Origin of the sequence: Marinifaba aquimaris (genome assembly GCF_013328345.1) — a bacterium.
Taxonomy (GTDB): Bacteria; Pseudomonadota; Gammaproteobacteria; order Enterobacterales; family Alteromonadaceae; genus Marinifaba; species Marinifaba aquimaris.
In genome coordinates this window covers 154322-171235 of sequence record NZ_JABULX010000005.1, presented here as the reverse complement: position 1 = coordinate 171235, position 16914 = coordinate 154322, and the positions used below count along the sequence as shown (strand labels likewise).

Sequence of the window (16914 nt, the reverse complement as noted above, 5' to 3'; positions counted from 1 at the left end):
ACCCCTAAACTTTCAGTAATTTCTGAAAGTTTAGAAAAAACAAAATGACACCAAAAATTGAAGCCTTTGTATTGCACTGCGGTGAAATGGGAAGCCGTTGGGGCTTTAATCGCACCATTGGACAAATGATGGGGCTATTACTTATCAATGAACAAGCCCTCACTGCCAATGAGTTAGCCGAGCAACTGAATATCTCTCGCGGTAATGTCAGTATGGGGATTAAAGAGCTGCATTCTTGGCGATTAATTCAGGTACAACACAAACCAGGCGATCGCAAAGAGTATTACAGCCCAGCAGGCAGTATTTGGGATTTAGCCAACCGCGTATTCGAAGAGAGACGCAAGCGAGAAATAGACCCAACCTTAAGCTTGCTCAGAGATAATTTGCTCGATGATGCAGCTAATGAAAAAGAGCAATACGCACAAACTAAGATGCATGAGATACACGACTTGCTCGAAACCACCACCTTCTTTGCTTCTGAATTACAAGGTATGGATGCGAGCAAGCTCAACACTCTGATGAAGCTCGGTGCTGGCGTTGGCAAAGTACTCGATATGAAAGATAAATTTTTAAAAAGCGGCAGCTAATTTAGCGCCGCTTTTTTTGTGCTTGTCGCAAACTGATTTTTCACTTTATCCCTATTCAGTGCACAAGCAAGACAGATTCTAAAAATTAACACTTGTTTTATTGCCACGATAAACAAGTAAGGAGTCAACTATGTTAGATACGGAAATGTTGTCTCGCATTCAATTTGCGGCCAACATCAGTTTTCATATCTTGTTCCCCACTATTACCATTGCCATGTGCTGGTTTTTGGTGTTTTTTAAAGTCCGATTTGATCAGACCGGTGATGCCGTTTGGATGCGTGCTTATCGCTTTTGGGTCAAAATATTCGCCCTCACTTTTGCTTTAGGTGTGGTCAGTGGCATTACCATGTCATTCCAATTTGGTACCAACTGGCCGGGTTTTATGGAAAAAGTCGGTAACATAGCAGGGCCTCTACTTGGCTACGAAGTGCTAACGGCATTCTTTCTAGAAGCCACTTTCCTTGGCATTATGCTGTTTGGTATCAAACGCGTGCCACCCAAAATTCATACCTTATCAACTGTCATCGTTGCCATTGGTACCACGTTATCTGCCTTTTGGATTTTAGCGCTTAATTCTTGGATGCAAACCCCCACAGGTTTTGAAATGCGCGACGGTGTCGCTTACCCGCTAGATTGGTTTGAGATTATCTTTAACCCGTCTTTCCCGCATCGTTTTACCCATATGATGTTGGCTTCTGGTCTGACTGCGAGCTTTTTAATTGCCGGATTAAGCGCCTATCGCATCTTGCGCGGCGATGACAAACGCGCGCCCAAGTTAACCTTAAAAGTAGCGCTGACTGCCGCGGCTATTTTAGCGCCAATACAGGCCTTTGTCGGTGACTCTCATGGCCTTAATACGCTGAAATATCAGCCTGCTAAAATTGCTGCCATTGAAGGGATCTGGCATACAGAAAAAGGCGCACCATTATTGCTTTTTGCGATACCGGATGAAGAACAAAGAACCAACCACTTTGAAGTCAAAGTGCCTTACATGGCGAGTTTAATCTTAACGCACAGCCTAGATGGTGAATTAAAAGGCATGGATGAATTTGAAAACCATCCGCCAGTAGCTCCAGTATTTTTCGCTTTTCGCATTATGGTCAGCATTGGCTTATTGATGATAGCGGTTGCGTGGTACGCCAGATATAAACTTCACCGCCAAGACAAACAGCAACAAGCCATGCCCATTTGGATACTGAAAACCTTAGTGGCGATGTCTTTTATCGGCTGGATTGCAACATTAGCGGGTTGGTATGTCACAGAAATTGGTCGTCAGCCGTATTTGGTTTATGGCTTAGTCACGGTGAAAGAGGCCGCGACAACCATAGCGCCAAGTAATGTCGCCATCTCTTTAACCCTGTATTTAACCGTTTATAGCATCTTGCTCGTTGCCTACTTACACACAGTATTTGTGATGGCGCGTCGCGCGGTCGAAATAGAAGAAATTCAAGACGACGAACACAGGCTGCCAATCAAAACTCAAGCTCACGCTACACAGTCTGCAACTCAGGAGGTCAATCATGTTTGATCAAGCTACACTGGCACTGATTTATGCCGGATTAATGGCGCTGGCCGTTTTACTTTATGCCATGCTCGATGGTTATGACCTCGGTGTGGGTATGATGCTACCGCTGTATAACCAAGCCGACAGCGATACGATGATCGCGTCAATTGGCCCTTTTTGGGATGCCAATGAAACCTGGTTAGTTTTGGCGATTGGTGTCTTACTGATTGCCTTTCCGTTTGCTCACAGCTTAATCTTAAAAGCCCTGTATCTGCCTGCTGCGATTATGCTGATTGGCTTGATACTGCGCGGCGTCGCTTTTGATTTTCGCGCTAAGGCCGCTTTCAGTCATAAACCCACTTGGGACAAAGTTTTTAAAGCAGGTTCGTTCATTGCTGCAGCGAGCCAAGGCTTTATGTTGGGCTTATATGTGATGGGGTTTGAATATAACCTCAACACAATCAGTTTTGCTCTACTCAGTGCACTTGGGGTTTGCGCCGCGTATTGCTTTATCGGCTCAGCTTGGCTGGTGATGAAAACCGAAGGTGAATTACAACAGCGCGCTTTGCGTTATTGCAAACGCACCTTAGTGATTTGTTTTGCCGGTATTGTTGTCGTGTCTATCACTAACCTATTGATCGACCCTAACATTACGGAGCGCTGGTTTAGTATGCCTTACGCCTTGGTGTTATTGCCGATCCCACTGATTTGTTTAGCCTTGTTTATCTATGCGTGGCAACAATTAAAAGTCATAGATCAAAGTAAAAACCAAGCGCGTCCATTTGTTGCTGCTTGTGCAATTTTCACCTTTACCTTTGTCGGGCTTGCAGTGAGTTTTTATCCGTATGTTGTGCCCAATCAAATGACGATTTATCAATCTGTTGCGGCTGCTGAATCACTTAACTTTTTACTGTATGGGGCATTGTTTGTTATCCCCACTATCTTGGCCTACACCCTTTATTCTTATCGCGTATTTTGGGGTAAAGTTGAAGACTTGAGGTATTACTAATGGCAACGCAAGCTCAATTTAATACCTCTAAACTGATGGCTATGACCATCATACTATCGGCACTGGGCGCCATTAGTATTTTATTTGTAGAATTAACACTAGTGTTTAGCGTGACCGCAGGTTTTTTCTATTCATTTATTTTGTGGACGGCGCTTAACAAAAAACCGACGTTAATGGCGACGTTAGCAGTGTCGATCATCTTGGGGCTAACCCATGGTTTATCGATTTACTTTGCCGAACAGCACCAATTGATTGCGCGGTTAACTGAATATGGCTTTATGGTGATCCCCAGTTTATTGGGCGCAGTGTTATCCCTGCTTTGTTTGAACAAAATTTGGCAGCTCAAACTGCCGCCATACAATCAAGGTTTAATTCTATTATTGATTGCACTTAGCTCACTGATTTACTCATGGGTTAGCTATTTGCTCAGCTACTCTGCGGATTCAAAAGGCAGTACAGTGATTATCAATTGCATATTGTGGTGGTTGGCATTTAGTTCGGGTTTATCACAAACATCAAATTATGCAGGCGATGTTAAACCGGCAACACAGTGATAGCTAAAGACCAAAAAAAGGATAGAGATGAGCAATCCCTATCTCATCTCTATCCAGTGACAACTATGCTTTTTAACAGCGGGTGGCAGGCTAAAAGCAATAGTTAGGCGCAAAAAGCAAAGCTAAGAATCGTCTGTCTCCTTATTCTTAGCTAACCAAGCCATTCTAGCCGCTTCAACATTGGCAGATGCCATTGTTGGATCGCGGGAATCTTCAAATTTCACATTTGCAGTGGTGGATAAAGATTCATCCTTGAGTACAGAGTGTGGACTCTGCTTGTGAGTTGAATGAGTGCGTTTATCCATATTTCTCTCCTTCATTCCTTGTAATTCAACACATTCCAATAAAACGTTCTTATTCGATAAATGAGAAGTTGACGTGTCTTGCTTCCGAGAGCAGAAATAAATACCCCACTCCTCTAATATTCTGCAATTTGTCACAGTCACAGATGTTCGCGAACTTCTTGCGTATATTGCAGATATGCATATCGACACCACGCGTGGTTTCAGCTTTGTCGTAATGCAAAGCTTTGGTCGATAAATCTTGTTTCGAAACCACACTCCCTGGGCTTAGCATCAACATGTGCAAAACGTTGAACTCCATACTGGTAAGGGCTACGGGCTGACCATTACAGAAGACTTTCCGCGCGCATGGGTCTAGTTTTATACCATTGATATGCAAGACTTTTTGTGAATCATTTTGCTCAAATGCCAAACTGACTCGGCGCAGCATAGTACTTAACCGAGCAATAAACTCACGCTCTTGTAGCGGCTTTTCAATAAAGTCATCAACACCCAATTCATAAGCAATGGTTCGGGTTAGCCAGTTTTGGCATTCGCTTAACACCGCCACAGGCTTGTTAGTTTTCTGTCTAATATTTTTTAATAACTCGAAGCTTTGTGTAGTATCACCCACACAATCGATAATGATGGCTGTATTTCTTCGCTCAGCCACTAAGCTCAATAACAACAACTCATCCTGAATCAAACTGACCTGATATTGGCAGTCAGTTAACATGGCAAATACTGATTTTGCCGAAATGCGATTAGGACTAAAGAGTAATATTTGCTTTTCCATTGTCTGTGCTCCTTTGTATCAACTCATTTAATACAACGCACTGAATTGGGGTTGGTTGACAGTTAACGTGAAAATTTTTTCAAATTGACAATGGTTTGACCGTTTAATGCTAAAACTTGATTGGATCGTGCAAGCGACAATTAGCTCAACTGATTAATCTATGCCTTATCAAAACCAAGCGCCTAGCGCTTATTTCAATAAGGAAAATAGATAATGATTCGCTTCGCTCAATTGCTCTCAGGTGTATTTGTTTTAGTGTTAGGTTCAGCAGGTTTGGTGACTATGTTCGCCCCTGAAGTCATCAATCAACCCAGTGGTTTTAATGCCATTAGCAATTATGGTTTTACCAATTTGCGTACCTTGGGCGCACCGACATTAAGCTTAGCGATCATTACCTTAATCGGTGCAATTAGAAAAGATTGGCTGCTGATTTTACCCGCCTCTATGTATTTCTTTTTAAATGGCTCAGCCCGTGTTATTTCAACTGTCATTGAAGGCTACGAGCCTATCATGCTAACGGGCTTAATCTTCACTTTTGGCTTATTTACCCTCTCGCAAATCGCCCTGCATATTTTTAGACGCCAAGCAAAAACGCTTTAACCCTAAACTCGCTGGCACCATCTCTGATTGAGATGGTGTGCGCTAAATCGCTAACAGCGATGCAAATTTGACTTTATCTTGTACTCTCGGTACAAAGGCCACGCTTTTTAAGTGCTTATTATGAGTTTGCCCAATAACTCAACTCATAATAAGTAACCTCATGGAATTCGGTGCTCAGCACATTTACTGAAAACCCGAAGCTGTACTCGCAACTGTAAATAAATACGCCAATATTAGCGTGTATTTATCAGCCAGATACATGTCTTTTAAAGCGCTATGCGGGCGAGAATACTCGATATAGTCAACAGCCAGATAGCACCTGATTTTTAGTAGGTGGGGCTGATGACATTTGCAATAAATTCTCGTTGATACCTCCAATAACAATAAGAGAATTTATGCGCTTTCTACTACTGCTTTTATTATTTGTCAGCCAAATTGCTTGGGCTAAAGCCAACTCGGATTATCTGCTGGTTATTACTTCACAGCGCAACGCAGAAACCGTTGCTGAAGCGGCGCGTTTATTTCACCTTGCCCACCCAAAGCAAAAACACTTAACGATCAAAGCCCGCACCGCCAATCAGTTATGGCAAATGCCTCAAGCTGATAGCACAAAATTAATTAATCAAAGCCAAGGCGTATTGGCCTTTGGTTTATTTGGCGCCAGCGTTGCCAATTTAACGTCAGTGTTTGAACAAGCGTCCAATCGGCAGCAACGTATTATTATTAACAGTGATCACCGCTTAGTCGCCCTCAGTCAGTTTAATGGCCAGCTGCTATTTCCTGATTTAACCGAGCTTAGAGAAATCGCTAAAAGCCAACCCGGCGCAAACTATCAAGCCGACTTGGCCGCGCAAATTGCTCGCTATCCAGATAAAGCGGTTTGGTTGCAAGCTAGAGGTTATTGGCATGCGGCAGGCGCAAGTAACACTGCCCAGTTATTTGCTTGGTTTTTCAATCAACTAGGCGATAGCTTAACGGTCAAACCAGCTGAGCCGACCCCACAATTGCGCTGGTACGTAAAAGGTCAGTTTTACAATCAACTCACTGATTCTGAAATGGCGTTATTGGATAAAGATAAACCTGTTATCGCCATTGTTGATCACGCCGGGGGGGGACGACCGGCTGATGCTAAGTTACTGCGCAATATCTGCCAGCAAGCGAGTAAAAAATATAACAGTCAATGTATCGCTGCACTGGCCTATTGGGGCGAAGCAGGTGTGATAGCAAGTAAGCAACTACTTCCTTACCAAGATAAGCTAACCGCTGTTATCATGTTGCAAGACTTTGTTATCGGCGGTGGTGAAGGTCGAGAGGCCGTCACACAAGTATTAACAACGCTCAATGTTCCAGTATTAAAAGCCATTAAACTAAGAGATAGAACGGCCGTTGAGCGTCAATTATCTTCAGATGGATTGGCACAAGATAAAGTGTATTACCAAGTCGCGATGCCTGAGCTACAAGGCACAAGCCAGCCATTGGTAATTGCGACGCTAGGCCAACCTACTGACGATGCAATCACGGGTATTCGAGTACAAGGCGTTGTGGCAGAAACATCGGGGATCACATCATTACTGACCCGTATTGAGCGCTGGCAAACTTTGCAAACCAAGGCCAATCAAGACAAACGCATTGCCATTGTGTATTACAACCACCCTCCTGGTCGCCACAATATTGGTGCGGATAACCTAGACGTACCCGCATCGCTTTGGCAAATACTCAATCAACTAAAGGCCGCGGGCTATAACACAGGAACGCTACCCGCATCACAAGCCGAATTACTCGATATGATGCAAGCTCGTGGCGTTAACTTACCGAAAGATGCAAAAGCATTAGCAACCATGAGCCCGCTGATAGAAAAAATGACGGCGGCCGATTACCAAAAATGGTTTGCAACCTTACCCGCCACCGTGCGCTATGAAATGGAGCAAGGACCATTTGGTTTATTGCATCAACAACTAACAACCGCTATCACAGCAGGTAAAACCGCACTGGCAGATGACATTGTTCACCACGCTATTGAAGAAATGCACCACTTGCTAGAAGGCGTTGATCACAAAGGTCGGGAACGCGCACTAGCCTTATTGGATGAATTAGAAACCTGTTATCACAACACAATAGACAAGGTAGATACCACACAGTGCATGAGCAATGCACCTAAGCTAATCAGTGCCATTCAACAAACGGGCATCGAAGGCTTAGGTGGCTGGGGTCAAGCACCGGGTCAGGTTATGGTTTATCAAGACCAACTATTACTGCCAGGTTTAACCTTTGGCAATGTATTTATTGGTCCACAACCACCGCGTGGTTGGGAAATTAACGAAGAACTATTACACGCTAATTTAGCGTTTCCGCCGCCGCATCAATACTTGGCGTTTTATCATTACCTCAAAAACCAATTTAAAGCCGATGCCTTTGTGCATTTAGGTCGTCACTCAACTTATGAGTTTTTACCTCGCCGCTCTGTGGGTGTCGCAGCAGATGACTATTCGCGCATTATTGCAGGTGATGTCCCGGGGATTTATCCGTATATCGTTGATGGGGTTGGTGAAGGTATTCAAGCAAAACGTCGCGGCCTAGCGGTTATGGTCGATCACTTAACGCCACCACTTGCCAGCACGCCTTTGTATGATGAATTACTGCAATTGCGCCAGCTAGTTGAAAGCTTTGAAGCCAATCACAGCAGTGGCGATAACGAACTTGTCGCTCAGCGTTTAATGAAGCAGATCCTAGAAAAAGTGGACGCGTTGGAGCTAAAAGACGAACTGGCCGAAGCCATGTCTGCAGAGCTGGCCGTCATGGGGATCAGCTTTGATGAAGTGGATGATGACATGCTGGTACACGAAGTGGGTCATTACCTGACCGATTTACAAGAGCGCTTTATGCCTTTGGGTTTACATGTATTTGGCCAAGATTGGCAAGCCAATGCTATCGATATGATGATCGAATCCATGTTATCGAAAAGTGCCGATAATAATGCTACCCAAGACGATGAAACCGTTAACGCAAGCTATGCATCAACAACAACCTCATTAAGCAAAGCGCAGCTAACGGCTTTATTAAAGCAATCACCCCAAGCAGAAATGACCGGTTTAATCAAAGGCTTAGATGGTGGCTATATCGCACCTGGTCAAGGTAATGACCCAATTAGAAGTCCGGCGAGTTTACCAACTGGTCGTAACTTTTATGCGTTAGATAGCTCATTGATTCCCAGTCGAGTGGCTTGGCAGTTAGGTCAAGAAATGGCGCAAGCCGCTAGCAGTAACAACAGCCAAAATGCAGAGAAAAGCGAAGCTGTGATCTTATGGGCATCAGATGTAGTGAGAGATGAAGGTGTGATGATTGCTTTTGGCCTCGATATGTTAGGGCTGGAACCCATTTGGAACAGTCGTGGTTTGGTCAAAGGGTTAAAACATCAAACAGCCGCAATTGATGGCAATAAAGTGAGACGAGACATTGTTTTTACAACATCTGGCTTGTTTAGAGATTTATATGGTCAGCAAATGGTATTGCTCGATAAAGCCGTATTACTCGCTCTCGATGCCAGTAGCGATACGATCCGCCGAGATTATCCCGCGCTCAGCTTAGCGTTATCAGAAGCGCTAGCTAGTTTAGGTAAATTAGCACAAGGTGGGACTGAGCCATTATCAACAAACCAAGTAGCAGCTCATTGGGTTAAACAAGCTCAAGCATTATTGCTAGCTGATGTAGATGCTAAACAAGCCGGTATCTCGGCCAGTTTGAGAGTATTTGGCGATGCACCGGGTAGCTATGGAGCAGGTATTAACCGCTTAGTTGAACGCTCTGGCGCTTGGCAAAAGCGCGAAGAACTCGCGCAAGTTTACCTGCGCCGCTTAGGCCACAGCTACGGCAATAGAGGCTTTGGCGCACCGGCTCAAGCAGCATTTAAGTCGGTATTATCGAATGTCGAAAACACTTACTTTGGCCGCTCTAGTAACTTGTACGGCTTAATCGACAACAATGATGCATTTGATTATTTAGGCGGCTTAAGCTTAGCGATAGAGTCAATTACAGGTAAGGCGCCAAATAACTTTGTGATTGATCATTCCGACCCAGCTAAAATCAAAACCCGCCCACTGGGTTTGGCGTTAAGGCAAGAATTGCGCGGTCGTTTCTTAAACCCAGAGTGGCTGAAAGGTTTAATGAAACATGACTATGCTGGTGCGCGCACCATGGGTAATGAATTTTTAGAATACCTTTGGGGTTGGCAAGTTACCAATCCAACCTTAGTCGGTGACTGGGCTTGGCAGGAAGTCAAAGCGGTATACATAGATGATAAATACCAACTTGAGCTCGATAAGTTTTTAAGCCAAGGCCACAACGCCCATGTGAAAAGCAACATGCTAGCGATCATGTTAGTGGCAGTGCACAAAGGTTTTTGGCAAGCAGATGCTGCAACCATTGAGCAACTTGCCACAGAATTTGCTGATTTAGTTGACCAAAATGGCTTACCAGGTAGTGGTCATACTGACCCTGATAACCCTATGTTACCTTGGTTAGCCGAACACTTAGCAGCAGACAAATGGCAAGTTATCAAACAAGCGATAGCATCTGCAAAAGGCAATACGGCAGAACAAGATGTACAAGTCCATCGCATCAGTGAAATTGAATTAACTGAAACCGATAAGGCTAAACAAGCCCCTACAACTGAACAACAAAGCGTTGATTCTCAAGCAACAGAGGCGAGTGAAAATCAGCAAGGTGAAGAAGCCCAATTCCGTCATTGGCAGGTATATTTAGCTATAGTAGTCGCACTACTCTTGTTGGCGGGATTTTATCGAAACCGTCAGTTAAGCCAGCGATTACAGCAAAGCTTAGATAAGGAATAAAAAAATGGACCACGGCTTAATACTCGGCATGTTACACCAAGTGGTTGCTTGGCTGCTTTATCCTGTTATTTTTGCGCTGGCTCTAACGCTGATAGCCATTTTATGGGAGCTAGGTCAGTTAGTGGCAGAGCGTTTTAATACACTAAAAACCTATCGCAATGTTGCCAAAAAAACGCTCAGTGCTAAAGCGCAAAACCAGTTACAGCAGACATTTCAAAACTATGCAGCAAAGCGATTAGAGCGAGTAGATTTACTAGCCCGCTCTGGTCCTATTTTAGGCTTGATGGGTACGCTGATTCCACTTGGCCCAGGTTTAACCGCTTTAGGTTCAGGCAATATTGATATTTTAGCCACGGCACTGACTGTCGCATTTGATACCACAGTGATTGGTTTATTGGTGGGCTTAATCGCTTATGTTTTAGGGCGTGTGCGCCGTCGTTGGTACGATCAAACTTGGCAACTGATCACCGATTGCGATGAGGTCGCTGACAATGGCTAACCCAAAGCAAAAGCCATCTTGGCAAAGCTCACATTTTGCCGAAGACGATAATGACCCACTGGCAGGTTTTGCCAATATCATGGATGTGATGTTGGTGTTCTCTTTGGGTTTAATGTTGGCTTTAGTCGCACAAAGCCCTGAACTGCAAAAAAAGCTCAACATCACTCCCAATCAGCAACAGACAATTCAAGTATCGACCGGTAAAGAATTAGTCGATACACCAGATTCGCTTAAGCAAGCCATACAGGGAAACCATCAAGGCATGGAATCACTTGGTCAAGTGTATAAAGACCCCAAAACCGGCAAGCTGATCTTAATTAGTCAGGAGCAAGCCAATGGCAACTAAATACGGGTTATTCGCAGCCTTAGTGACAGGCTGGGCAGTTTTATCAGGCTCGGCAAACGCAGCCACCCAAGCACAAGGTTTAAGCCACCAAACAGTTATTAGCCAAAGTGACGCTTATCGAGCTAGTCGCCAAGGGCAGTACTTTATTGTAGAGCTACTGACACCACATCAAGTGATCTCAACTTCTAGCTACAACGGAGGTCAGTCTGAAAATATTCGTTATCTGGTCAATCATCAAAGTATGGAAGCCAAAGGTGATAACCAGCGATTTATGGCGCAAATTAGCCAAAGTCGAGAAAGTTATCACACTACCATAGCCAAAAGATTAGCCATCAATCCCAATGAAATGGCGTTAATGGGCACAGCGGCCAACATGCAACAAATGGCCAGCGTATCTAACAGTTTCAAAGATTTAACGGTCACTGTCTTTGCTACGGCAGGGGTTAAAAACAATGCTCTAAGGGCCGGTGATAATACCCGTTGGTACCAGCAAATTGATGGCCAAAAGGTATCAAATAAAAAAGTACAACCAACGCCCAGAGTACCGAAAAAGAACAAAGCTGTGCCACAACAAACACAACCTAAAACAGACCATCAGGGCACGATCAATATTATGGTATTGGTCAATAAGGCGGTCAGTCATGGAGCACAGCAAAAAATTGCTATGTTAGCGACAGAAGCCAAATCAGCAGCACTGAGCGAGCTGAGTATCGGCAGTGGCCAATCAAGCCATTTAGCCACGGGAACGGGAACCGATCAGCTGATCATTGCCTCGCCTATTAGTCTCGACAGTCCTGCACTTCCCAGTGCCAGTGGCCATTTAAAACTGGGTGAACTCGTTGGAAAAACGGTTAAAAAAGCGGTGCTTGATGCACTACTTTGGCAAAATAAAATGGATGCGGTGCAACATCACAATGTTTTGCATGCGCTCGCGCGATTTGGTTTGAGTAAAAACCGCTTACTAGAGCATTTACAAACACATCTACCAAGCAGTGAATACGATTTAGCCGAGCAAAATATCAATGCTCTGATTAACGACGCCAGACTCAGTGCCAGCGCGTATGCCTACGCAAGTGTATTAGATAAATGGCAATACCAAGCGCTACCTGTAGCGATCCAAGCCGAGGTATTTCGCGACCAAGCAGCGCAAATTGCAGTAGCATTATCAGCAAAACCTCAGCACTGGCCAACCTTTTGGCAACAACTTGAACTGCCTCCTGCTGCACTGAAACAACAAGCAACTCAACATGAACAACAGCAAGCTTTTATCGAGTTATTTACTCACGCGCTAGCATTGGGCTGGCAATATAAATGGCGCTAAAAAATGAAAAAATTGATTCCACTTCTGTTCATTACCACATTGATTGGTTGTAGTCAGACCCAGTTAAAAACCAGTGAACCCAAAGCCTCAACAATCACAGTAGGCCTGTTGCATATCGCGCCTAAATGGGCAACCACAACAGCCGATTTAACGGCCAATACCGAACGAGTGAAGCAAGGCATGCAGCTTGCCAAGCAACATGGCGTACACTGGGTGGTTACGCCTGAGCTGACACTAACAGGCTACCGCTTTCGCTACACCTTAGGTACTGACTGGATAAAACCGGGGACTGATAGCTATACCCAAAGCTTGCAACAAACTGCAGATCAACTCGACTTGGTTTTGTTTTTAAGTCATCTCGAAAAAGATCCAACCACAGAGTTGAGCTATAACACTTTATTTGTAATTGATAGACAAGGTGAAGTGTTAGCCCGTCACCGCAAAATAAATACCATTCCCGGTTCAGAAGCGTGGTCGAGTAAAGGCAAAACACCCACCTTAGTTGAGGTAGATGAAACTCAAGTTGGCCTGCTCATCTGTGCCGATGCTTGGCCTACAACACATACCCAACGGTTAACTGAACAAGGCGCAGAGCTGTTGATTTCAAGTGCTAACTGGGCACCTGGATTGTATGGCCCAGGAACAACTTGGGAAGATAGAGCGCAACAAAGCGGTGTACCTATCATAGTTAACAACCGCCACGGTATTGAAGAAAGCCTAGACATGCGCCAAGCCAAAAGCGTGGTGAGCGTTCCTGCAAAGCCAGCTTTTCCAACCGAATCAACAACGGGCAAACGCATTTTAGAGCACAGCTCAACAAGCGACCAACTGGTTGTTTTTGAACTCGACTTAGCAACACAAACACTCGCTAATATTCAGCGATATCCGCTTGCCGGTAATTAAATAAGTGCGCTAACTAAACTAATTTTTGTTAATTGAGTCCTACCCAAAAGAGGCAATATTAACCAGAGGTTGTCAGTGTCTGAGTTATCTAAAATGTTGGCGGGTCAGCTTTATGATCCAAGTAATGTGCAATTAACTGCGCTGCGTATGGACGCAAGGTTAAAGCTTGAAACGCTGAATCAAACCAGTATGGCGCAAGTTGAAACGCGCCAACATCTAATTAAACAGCTGTTAGGTTCATCAACAGAGCGTATTCACATTGAGTCGCCATTTCACTGTGATTACGGTGAGAACATTCATGTTGGAGATAATTTTTATACTAATTTCGGCTGCGTCATTTTAGATGTAGCAGAAGTTCGCATTGGCAAAAATTGCTTTATTGGCCCACAAGTTGGGATTTATACCGCCACGCATCCATTAGACCCAGTAAAGCGAGCCAATGGCTTGGAATATGCCAAGCCTATCACGATTGGTGATGACTGCTGGCTAGGTGGACACGTCACCATCAACCCAGGCGTCACGCTGGGTAACAATGTCATTGTGGGCGCAGGTTCTGTGGTCACCAAAAGCTTTGCTGATAACCTGATCATTGCTGGTAATCCAGCGCGGGTGATAAAAACTAACTTAGCAACTTAGCTCTGAACTCACCAGGTGGAATCGAATACACCTTTTTAAACTCGCGATAAAAGGTGTTTTTATTGTTGAAACCCGCAGCTAAAAAGATATCTGTCATCGACTCAGCCTGCGGTCGGCTTTTTAGCATTTCTGCAGCACTTTGCACTCGATACTGATTGAGCAGCTCATAAAAATTGGTGCCCATATGTTCATTCAGCAGCTCTGAGGTTTGATGCTGAGTCAGATCGAGTTGCTCAGCTAAATCACTGAGAGATAGTTCATTATTTAAATGTAATTTCTCTCGCTCAAACAACTGTTTTATCGCTGTTTTTTGTTCAACCACTACGGTGTTACTGAGCTCGTGTTCACGTACTTTTTTATTGTTATTAGCCAATTGCGAACGAATAAAACGAATGTAACCCGCGGCCAATAACACCACATAAATAAAGGTGAAAATATTGGTGATATCCCAAATCAACCGGAGTAAATCAGATTGCATCGCATATAGGGTAATTTGGGTTTGATAAGCCGTGGCAACCAATAGGTAAAACAAACAAAGTGCATTGATATTTACTAGGCTTTGCGGGTTATTAGCCAGAGGCTGCTTATTGGCAAAAAAGCTCCATACACGACGTCCAAGAACATATTGGTAAGCCAGAATTTGTGCGATATACATTATGATTAACGCATTTGGAATACCTTTAGGGTCAATCAATGCCGCGGTGTAAAACACAACAAAAGGTAAGAAATGCAGGTAGTAATTAGGTAAAGGGTTATCGGGCTGTTCTTCAAAGCGATAAGCAATGTAAATAAGCGGACCGATCAATAAAATAGAGCCATAGGTAATCGCACCAATGACCCAAGGAAAATGACCAAACGCTAGATAAAAATACTCAGATAATGGGGTTAATATCAAAATCCAAAAGACGCTGAGTTGAATGCCTTGCTGCCTAGATATTCCCTTCTGAATCAGCACTAACGACAGTGAAATAAAGAAAACCAACACTGCGCTGATTAAATAAAACGCTTTCAGTGATTCAGCCAACATATTTACTCTCTTATCTATCTTTTTCCGTGTGAATCTATGGTCACTTAGCTAAGAATTACTTAGTTAACACTATGTTTTACAATAATAAATATAAAAAACAAGTCATTTTAACGAACGACAAATTCCACACCTTGCAATCGGTTAGGGTAAATCAACTTTATTAAAGCTTGATGTTACGACTTGTTCATAAAACAAGCAATCACGTTAATAAAGCCAATCACTCAAATAAGTAAGGAAGAAAAAATGAAATTTAAAATGGCGCTATTTTTACTCTCATTAATTGGTTTTACTGCCCAAGCGGATGTCTATCCAGATCACGGGTTAGTCGAAAGTCATTACATCAAAGGCGATGCCTTGAAAAACAATGTATTGCATCTTCATCATGGCCGAGAAGTGATCGTTTATTTACCACGTGGTTATTATGAAAATAGACAAAAACACTACCCTGTTGTTTATGTGTTACACGGGGCGGGTGGCTTAGCCAGTTCATACTTTAACGATGACCCCAATATCGTAGAACCTGACTTACAGCCTATGCTGGACGGTTTAATTTCAGCAGGCGATATGCCTGAAACAATTGTGGTTGTGGCCGATTTTGATACTCGCCACTTTGGTGGCTGGTACCAAAACTCGCCAGTAACTGGCTTTTGGCGTGATTACTTTATCGAAGATTTAATTCCGCAAATCGATACTAAGTTCCGTACCTTAGCAACGCCAGATAACCGCGCATTACTTGGCCAGTCAATGGGTGGCTACGGCGCTTTGAGTATCATGCTAGAACGACCTGAACTCTTTAGTGCCGTCACAGCATCAGGCCCAGCTTGGATGTTACTGCGCACTTTACCTGCCCCTGCTTTTGCCGGTGTTTATAGTGCCATCCAACCACAACTGGCTAACTACACGGGTAAACGCGAAGAAATGACCTACTTTGCCCATATTTTTATGGCATTAGCACAAGTGAATTCGCATGATGTTAGTAACCCACCTAGCTTTATCAAACAGAACTTTAGCTTTGCCGATTTCCAAGCTATTTCGAACTTATCCCTCGAATATCAAATTAACCAGCCTGAAATCGCTAACAACGACTACAGTCACCTTGCCGTCTTCACCGGTATGGGTGAAGGAGAAGGCGAACAAAGCTTACAAAGCCTAGCTTTTATCAACGATGAGTTGAGTAACTTAGGTTTAGATCTATCGAGTAAAGTATACCCAGGCGGGCACGGTGAAAACTTAAAAGAACGCATAGCCGAAGCATTGGTATTTATCGGCCAAGAATTTAAATAACAGGTTTAATAAAAGGAGCACTTAAATCGTGCTCCCACTGTAAATGTCATCTGCTAACAGCTTGATAAACCTGCATTTAATACAGGTATTCACGCTGTCGAGATTGTTTACAGATTTATTAAAGCCCAATTTTAAAAAAACTTAACCTATTGTATTTATTATACTTTTTAACTGGGAATGGTTATTGCTAAGAGCTAGTAAAAGCCTTAGGTAAAATAATAATAGCAAGGATGAAAACATGGATAAGCTTATCTTCTTAAGCCTAGTGGTAGCCGGTTATTTTGGATTCCAAACCTACAATAGCCAAAATGCGACCGACGCTCAGCTCATGAGTATCAGCGGCAAACTAGAGCGCAATATCCCTGTATCTGGCAACGAGGTATTGGCTGTTGCCAATCAAACACTCAACCACTTGTGTAATGATGAGTTATACCAAGTAACAGGTGGCTCATCTGTCGAACAGTGCCACAAAACTTTGTCCCAATACCAAGATTTATGTGAGTACAAATATTTTCCGGATACTTCAATTACTTATGCATCGAAAAACACTATCGATAAATTAATTGCTAATTACATGAGATGCTCAAATAACGAACCCATCACAAGTTAAAGTGAGATTATTTACTTTATCGAAGCTATAGGTTTTATTAACCTTTGCTGTTTGACTTTAAAACCTACAATAGTTACAAAATAGCGCTTTGATTTTTAAACGTATTTTTT

General features: G+C 43.5%; 16 protein-coding genes. 13 read left to right on the top strand and 3 right to left on the bottom strand.

The features are described 5' to 3' along the window. Nucleotides 1–44: 44 nt before the first annotated feature. From HR060_RS05470 to HR060_RS05455, 4 genes are all read left to right on the top strand, one after another. Nucleotides 45–587, top strand: coding sequence for a GbsR/MarR family transcriptional regulator (locus HR060_RS05470; protein WP_174199272.1), 543 nt, complete (start codon nt 45–47; stop codon nt 585–587). A gap of 130 nt (nt 588–717) precedes the next feature. Beyond that, nucleotides 718–2115: a cytochrome ubiquinol oxidase subunit I gene (locus HR060_RS05465; RefSeq protein ID WP_174199271.1), complete on the top strand. Its 1398-nt coding sequence runs from the start codon at nt 718–720 to the stop codon at nt 2113–2115. Then, nucleotides 2108–3100, top strand: coding sequence for a cytochrome d ubiquinol oxidase subunit II (locus HR060_RS05460; RefSeq protein WP_174199270.1), 993 nt, complete (start codon nt 2108–2110; stop codon nt 3098–3100). The genes HR060_RS05465 and HR060_RS05460 overlap by 8 nt, the downstream gene beginning before the upstream one ends. Further along, nucleotides 3100–3654 (top strand): hypothetical protein, encoded by a 555-nt coding sequence (locus HR060_RS05455; protein ID WP_174199269.1) that lies wholly within the window; start codon nt 3100–3102, stop codon nt 3652–3654. The genes HR060_RS05460 and HR060_RS05455 overlap by 1 nt, the downstream gene beginning before the upstream one ends. 122 nt (nt 3655–3776) lie before the next feature. Here HR060_RS05455 and HR060_RS05450 read toward each other — a convergent pair whose 3' ends face one another. Next, the gene (locus tag HR060_RS05450; RefSeq protein WP_174199268.1) at nt 3777–3959 is read right to left on the bottom strand and encodes a hypothetical protein; all 183 of its coding nucleotides are present in this window, start codon (nt 3957–3959) and stop codon (nt 3777–3779) included. Nucleotides 3960–4008: 49 nt separating this feature from the next. Then, nucleotides 4009–4731 carry a response regulator transcription factor gene (locus HR060_RS05445; protein WP_174199267.1) on the bottom strand — a complete coding sequence of 241 codons (723 nt, stop codon included), beginning with the start codon at nt 4729–4731 and terminating at the stop codon, nt 4009–4011. Nucleotides 4732–4944: 213 nt separating this feature from the next. Here HR060_RS05445 and HR060_RS05440 point away from each other — a divergent pair, with 213 nt between their 5' ends. From HR060_RS05440 to HR060_RS05410, 7 genes are all read left to right on the top strand, one after another. After that, complete coding sequence (locus tag HR060_RS05440; protein WP_174199266.1) at nt 4945–5331, top strand: hypothetical protein; 387 nt, start codon at nt 4945–4947, stop codon at nt 5329–5331. Between the two features lie 395 nt (nt 5332–5726). Continuing rightward, the gene (locus HR060_RS05435; RefSeq protein WP_174199265.1) at nt 5727–10178 is read left to right on the top strand and encodes a cobaltochelatase subunit CobN; all 4452 of its coding nucleotides are present in this window, start codon (nt 5727–5729) and stop codon (nt 10176–10178) included. A gap of 4 nt (nt 10179–10182) precedes the next feature. After that, the gene (locus tag HR060_RS05430; protein ID WP_174199264.1) at nt 10183–10677 is read left to right on the top strand and encodes a MotA/TolQ/ExbB proton channel family protein; all 495 of its coding nucleotides are present in this window, start codon (nt 10183–10185) and stop codon (nt 10675–10677) included. After that, a complete protein-coding gene (locus tag HR060_RS05425) occupies nt 10670–11023 on the top strand; it encodes a DUF2149 domain-containing protein (protein ID WP_174199263.1) in 354 nt (117 codons plus the stop codon). The genes HR060_RS05430 and HR060_RS05425 overlap by 8 nt, the downstream gene beginning before the upstream one ends. Then, a complete protein-coding gene (locus tag HR060_RS05420) occupies nt 11013–12344 on the top strand; it encodes an adenosylcobinamide amidohydrolase (protein ID WP_174199262.1) in 1332 nt (443 codons plus the stop codon). The genes HR060_RS05425 and HR060_RS05420 overlap by 11 nt, the downstream gene beginning before the upstream one ends. A 3-nt stretch (nt 12345–12347) precedes the next feature. Then, a complete protein-coding gene (locus tag HR060_RS05415) occupies nt 12348–13247 on the top strand; it encodes a carbon-nitrogen hydrolase family protein (protein ID WP_174199261.1) in 900 nt (299 codons plus the stop codon). Nucleotides 13248–13322: 75 nt separating this feature from the next. After that, nucleotides 13323–13883, top strand: a complete 561-nt coding sequence (locus tag HR060_RS05410) for a sugar O-acetyltransferase (protein WP_343044173.1) — start codon at nt 13323–13325, stop codon at nt 13881–13883. Here the strand turns inward: HR060_RS05410 and HR060_RS05405 are convergent. Further along, nucleotides 13867–14910 (bottom strand): AraC family transcriptional regulator, encoded by a 1044-nt coding sequence (locus HR060_RS05405; protein ID WP_174199260.1) that lies wholly within the window; start codon nt 14908–14910, stop codon nt 13867–13869. The two genes, HR060_RS05410 and HR060_RS05405, sit on opposite strands and share 17 nt — an antisense overlap. Nucleotides 14911–15153: 243 nt before the next feature. On the opposite strand from HR060_RS05405, the gene HR060_RS05400 reads away from it, so the two are divergent. Together HR060_RS05400 and HR060_RS05395 are read left to right on the top strand one after the other, a co-directional pair. Continuing rightward, the gene (locus HR060_RS05400) at nt 15154–16194 is read left to right on the top strand and encodes an alpha/beta hydrolase (RefSeq protein WP_174199259.1); all 1041 of its coding nucleotides are present in this window, start codon (nt 15154–15156) and stop codon (nt 16192–16194) included. A 238-nt stretch (nt 16195–16432) separates the two neighbouring features. Then, entirely contained in the window at nt 16433–16804 is a 372-nt protein-coding gene (locus HR060_RS05395) for a hypothetical protein (protein WP_174199258.1), read from the top strand. Nucleotides 16805–16914 lie beyond the last annotated feature (110 nt).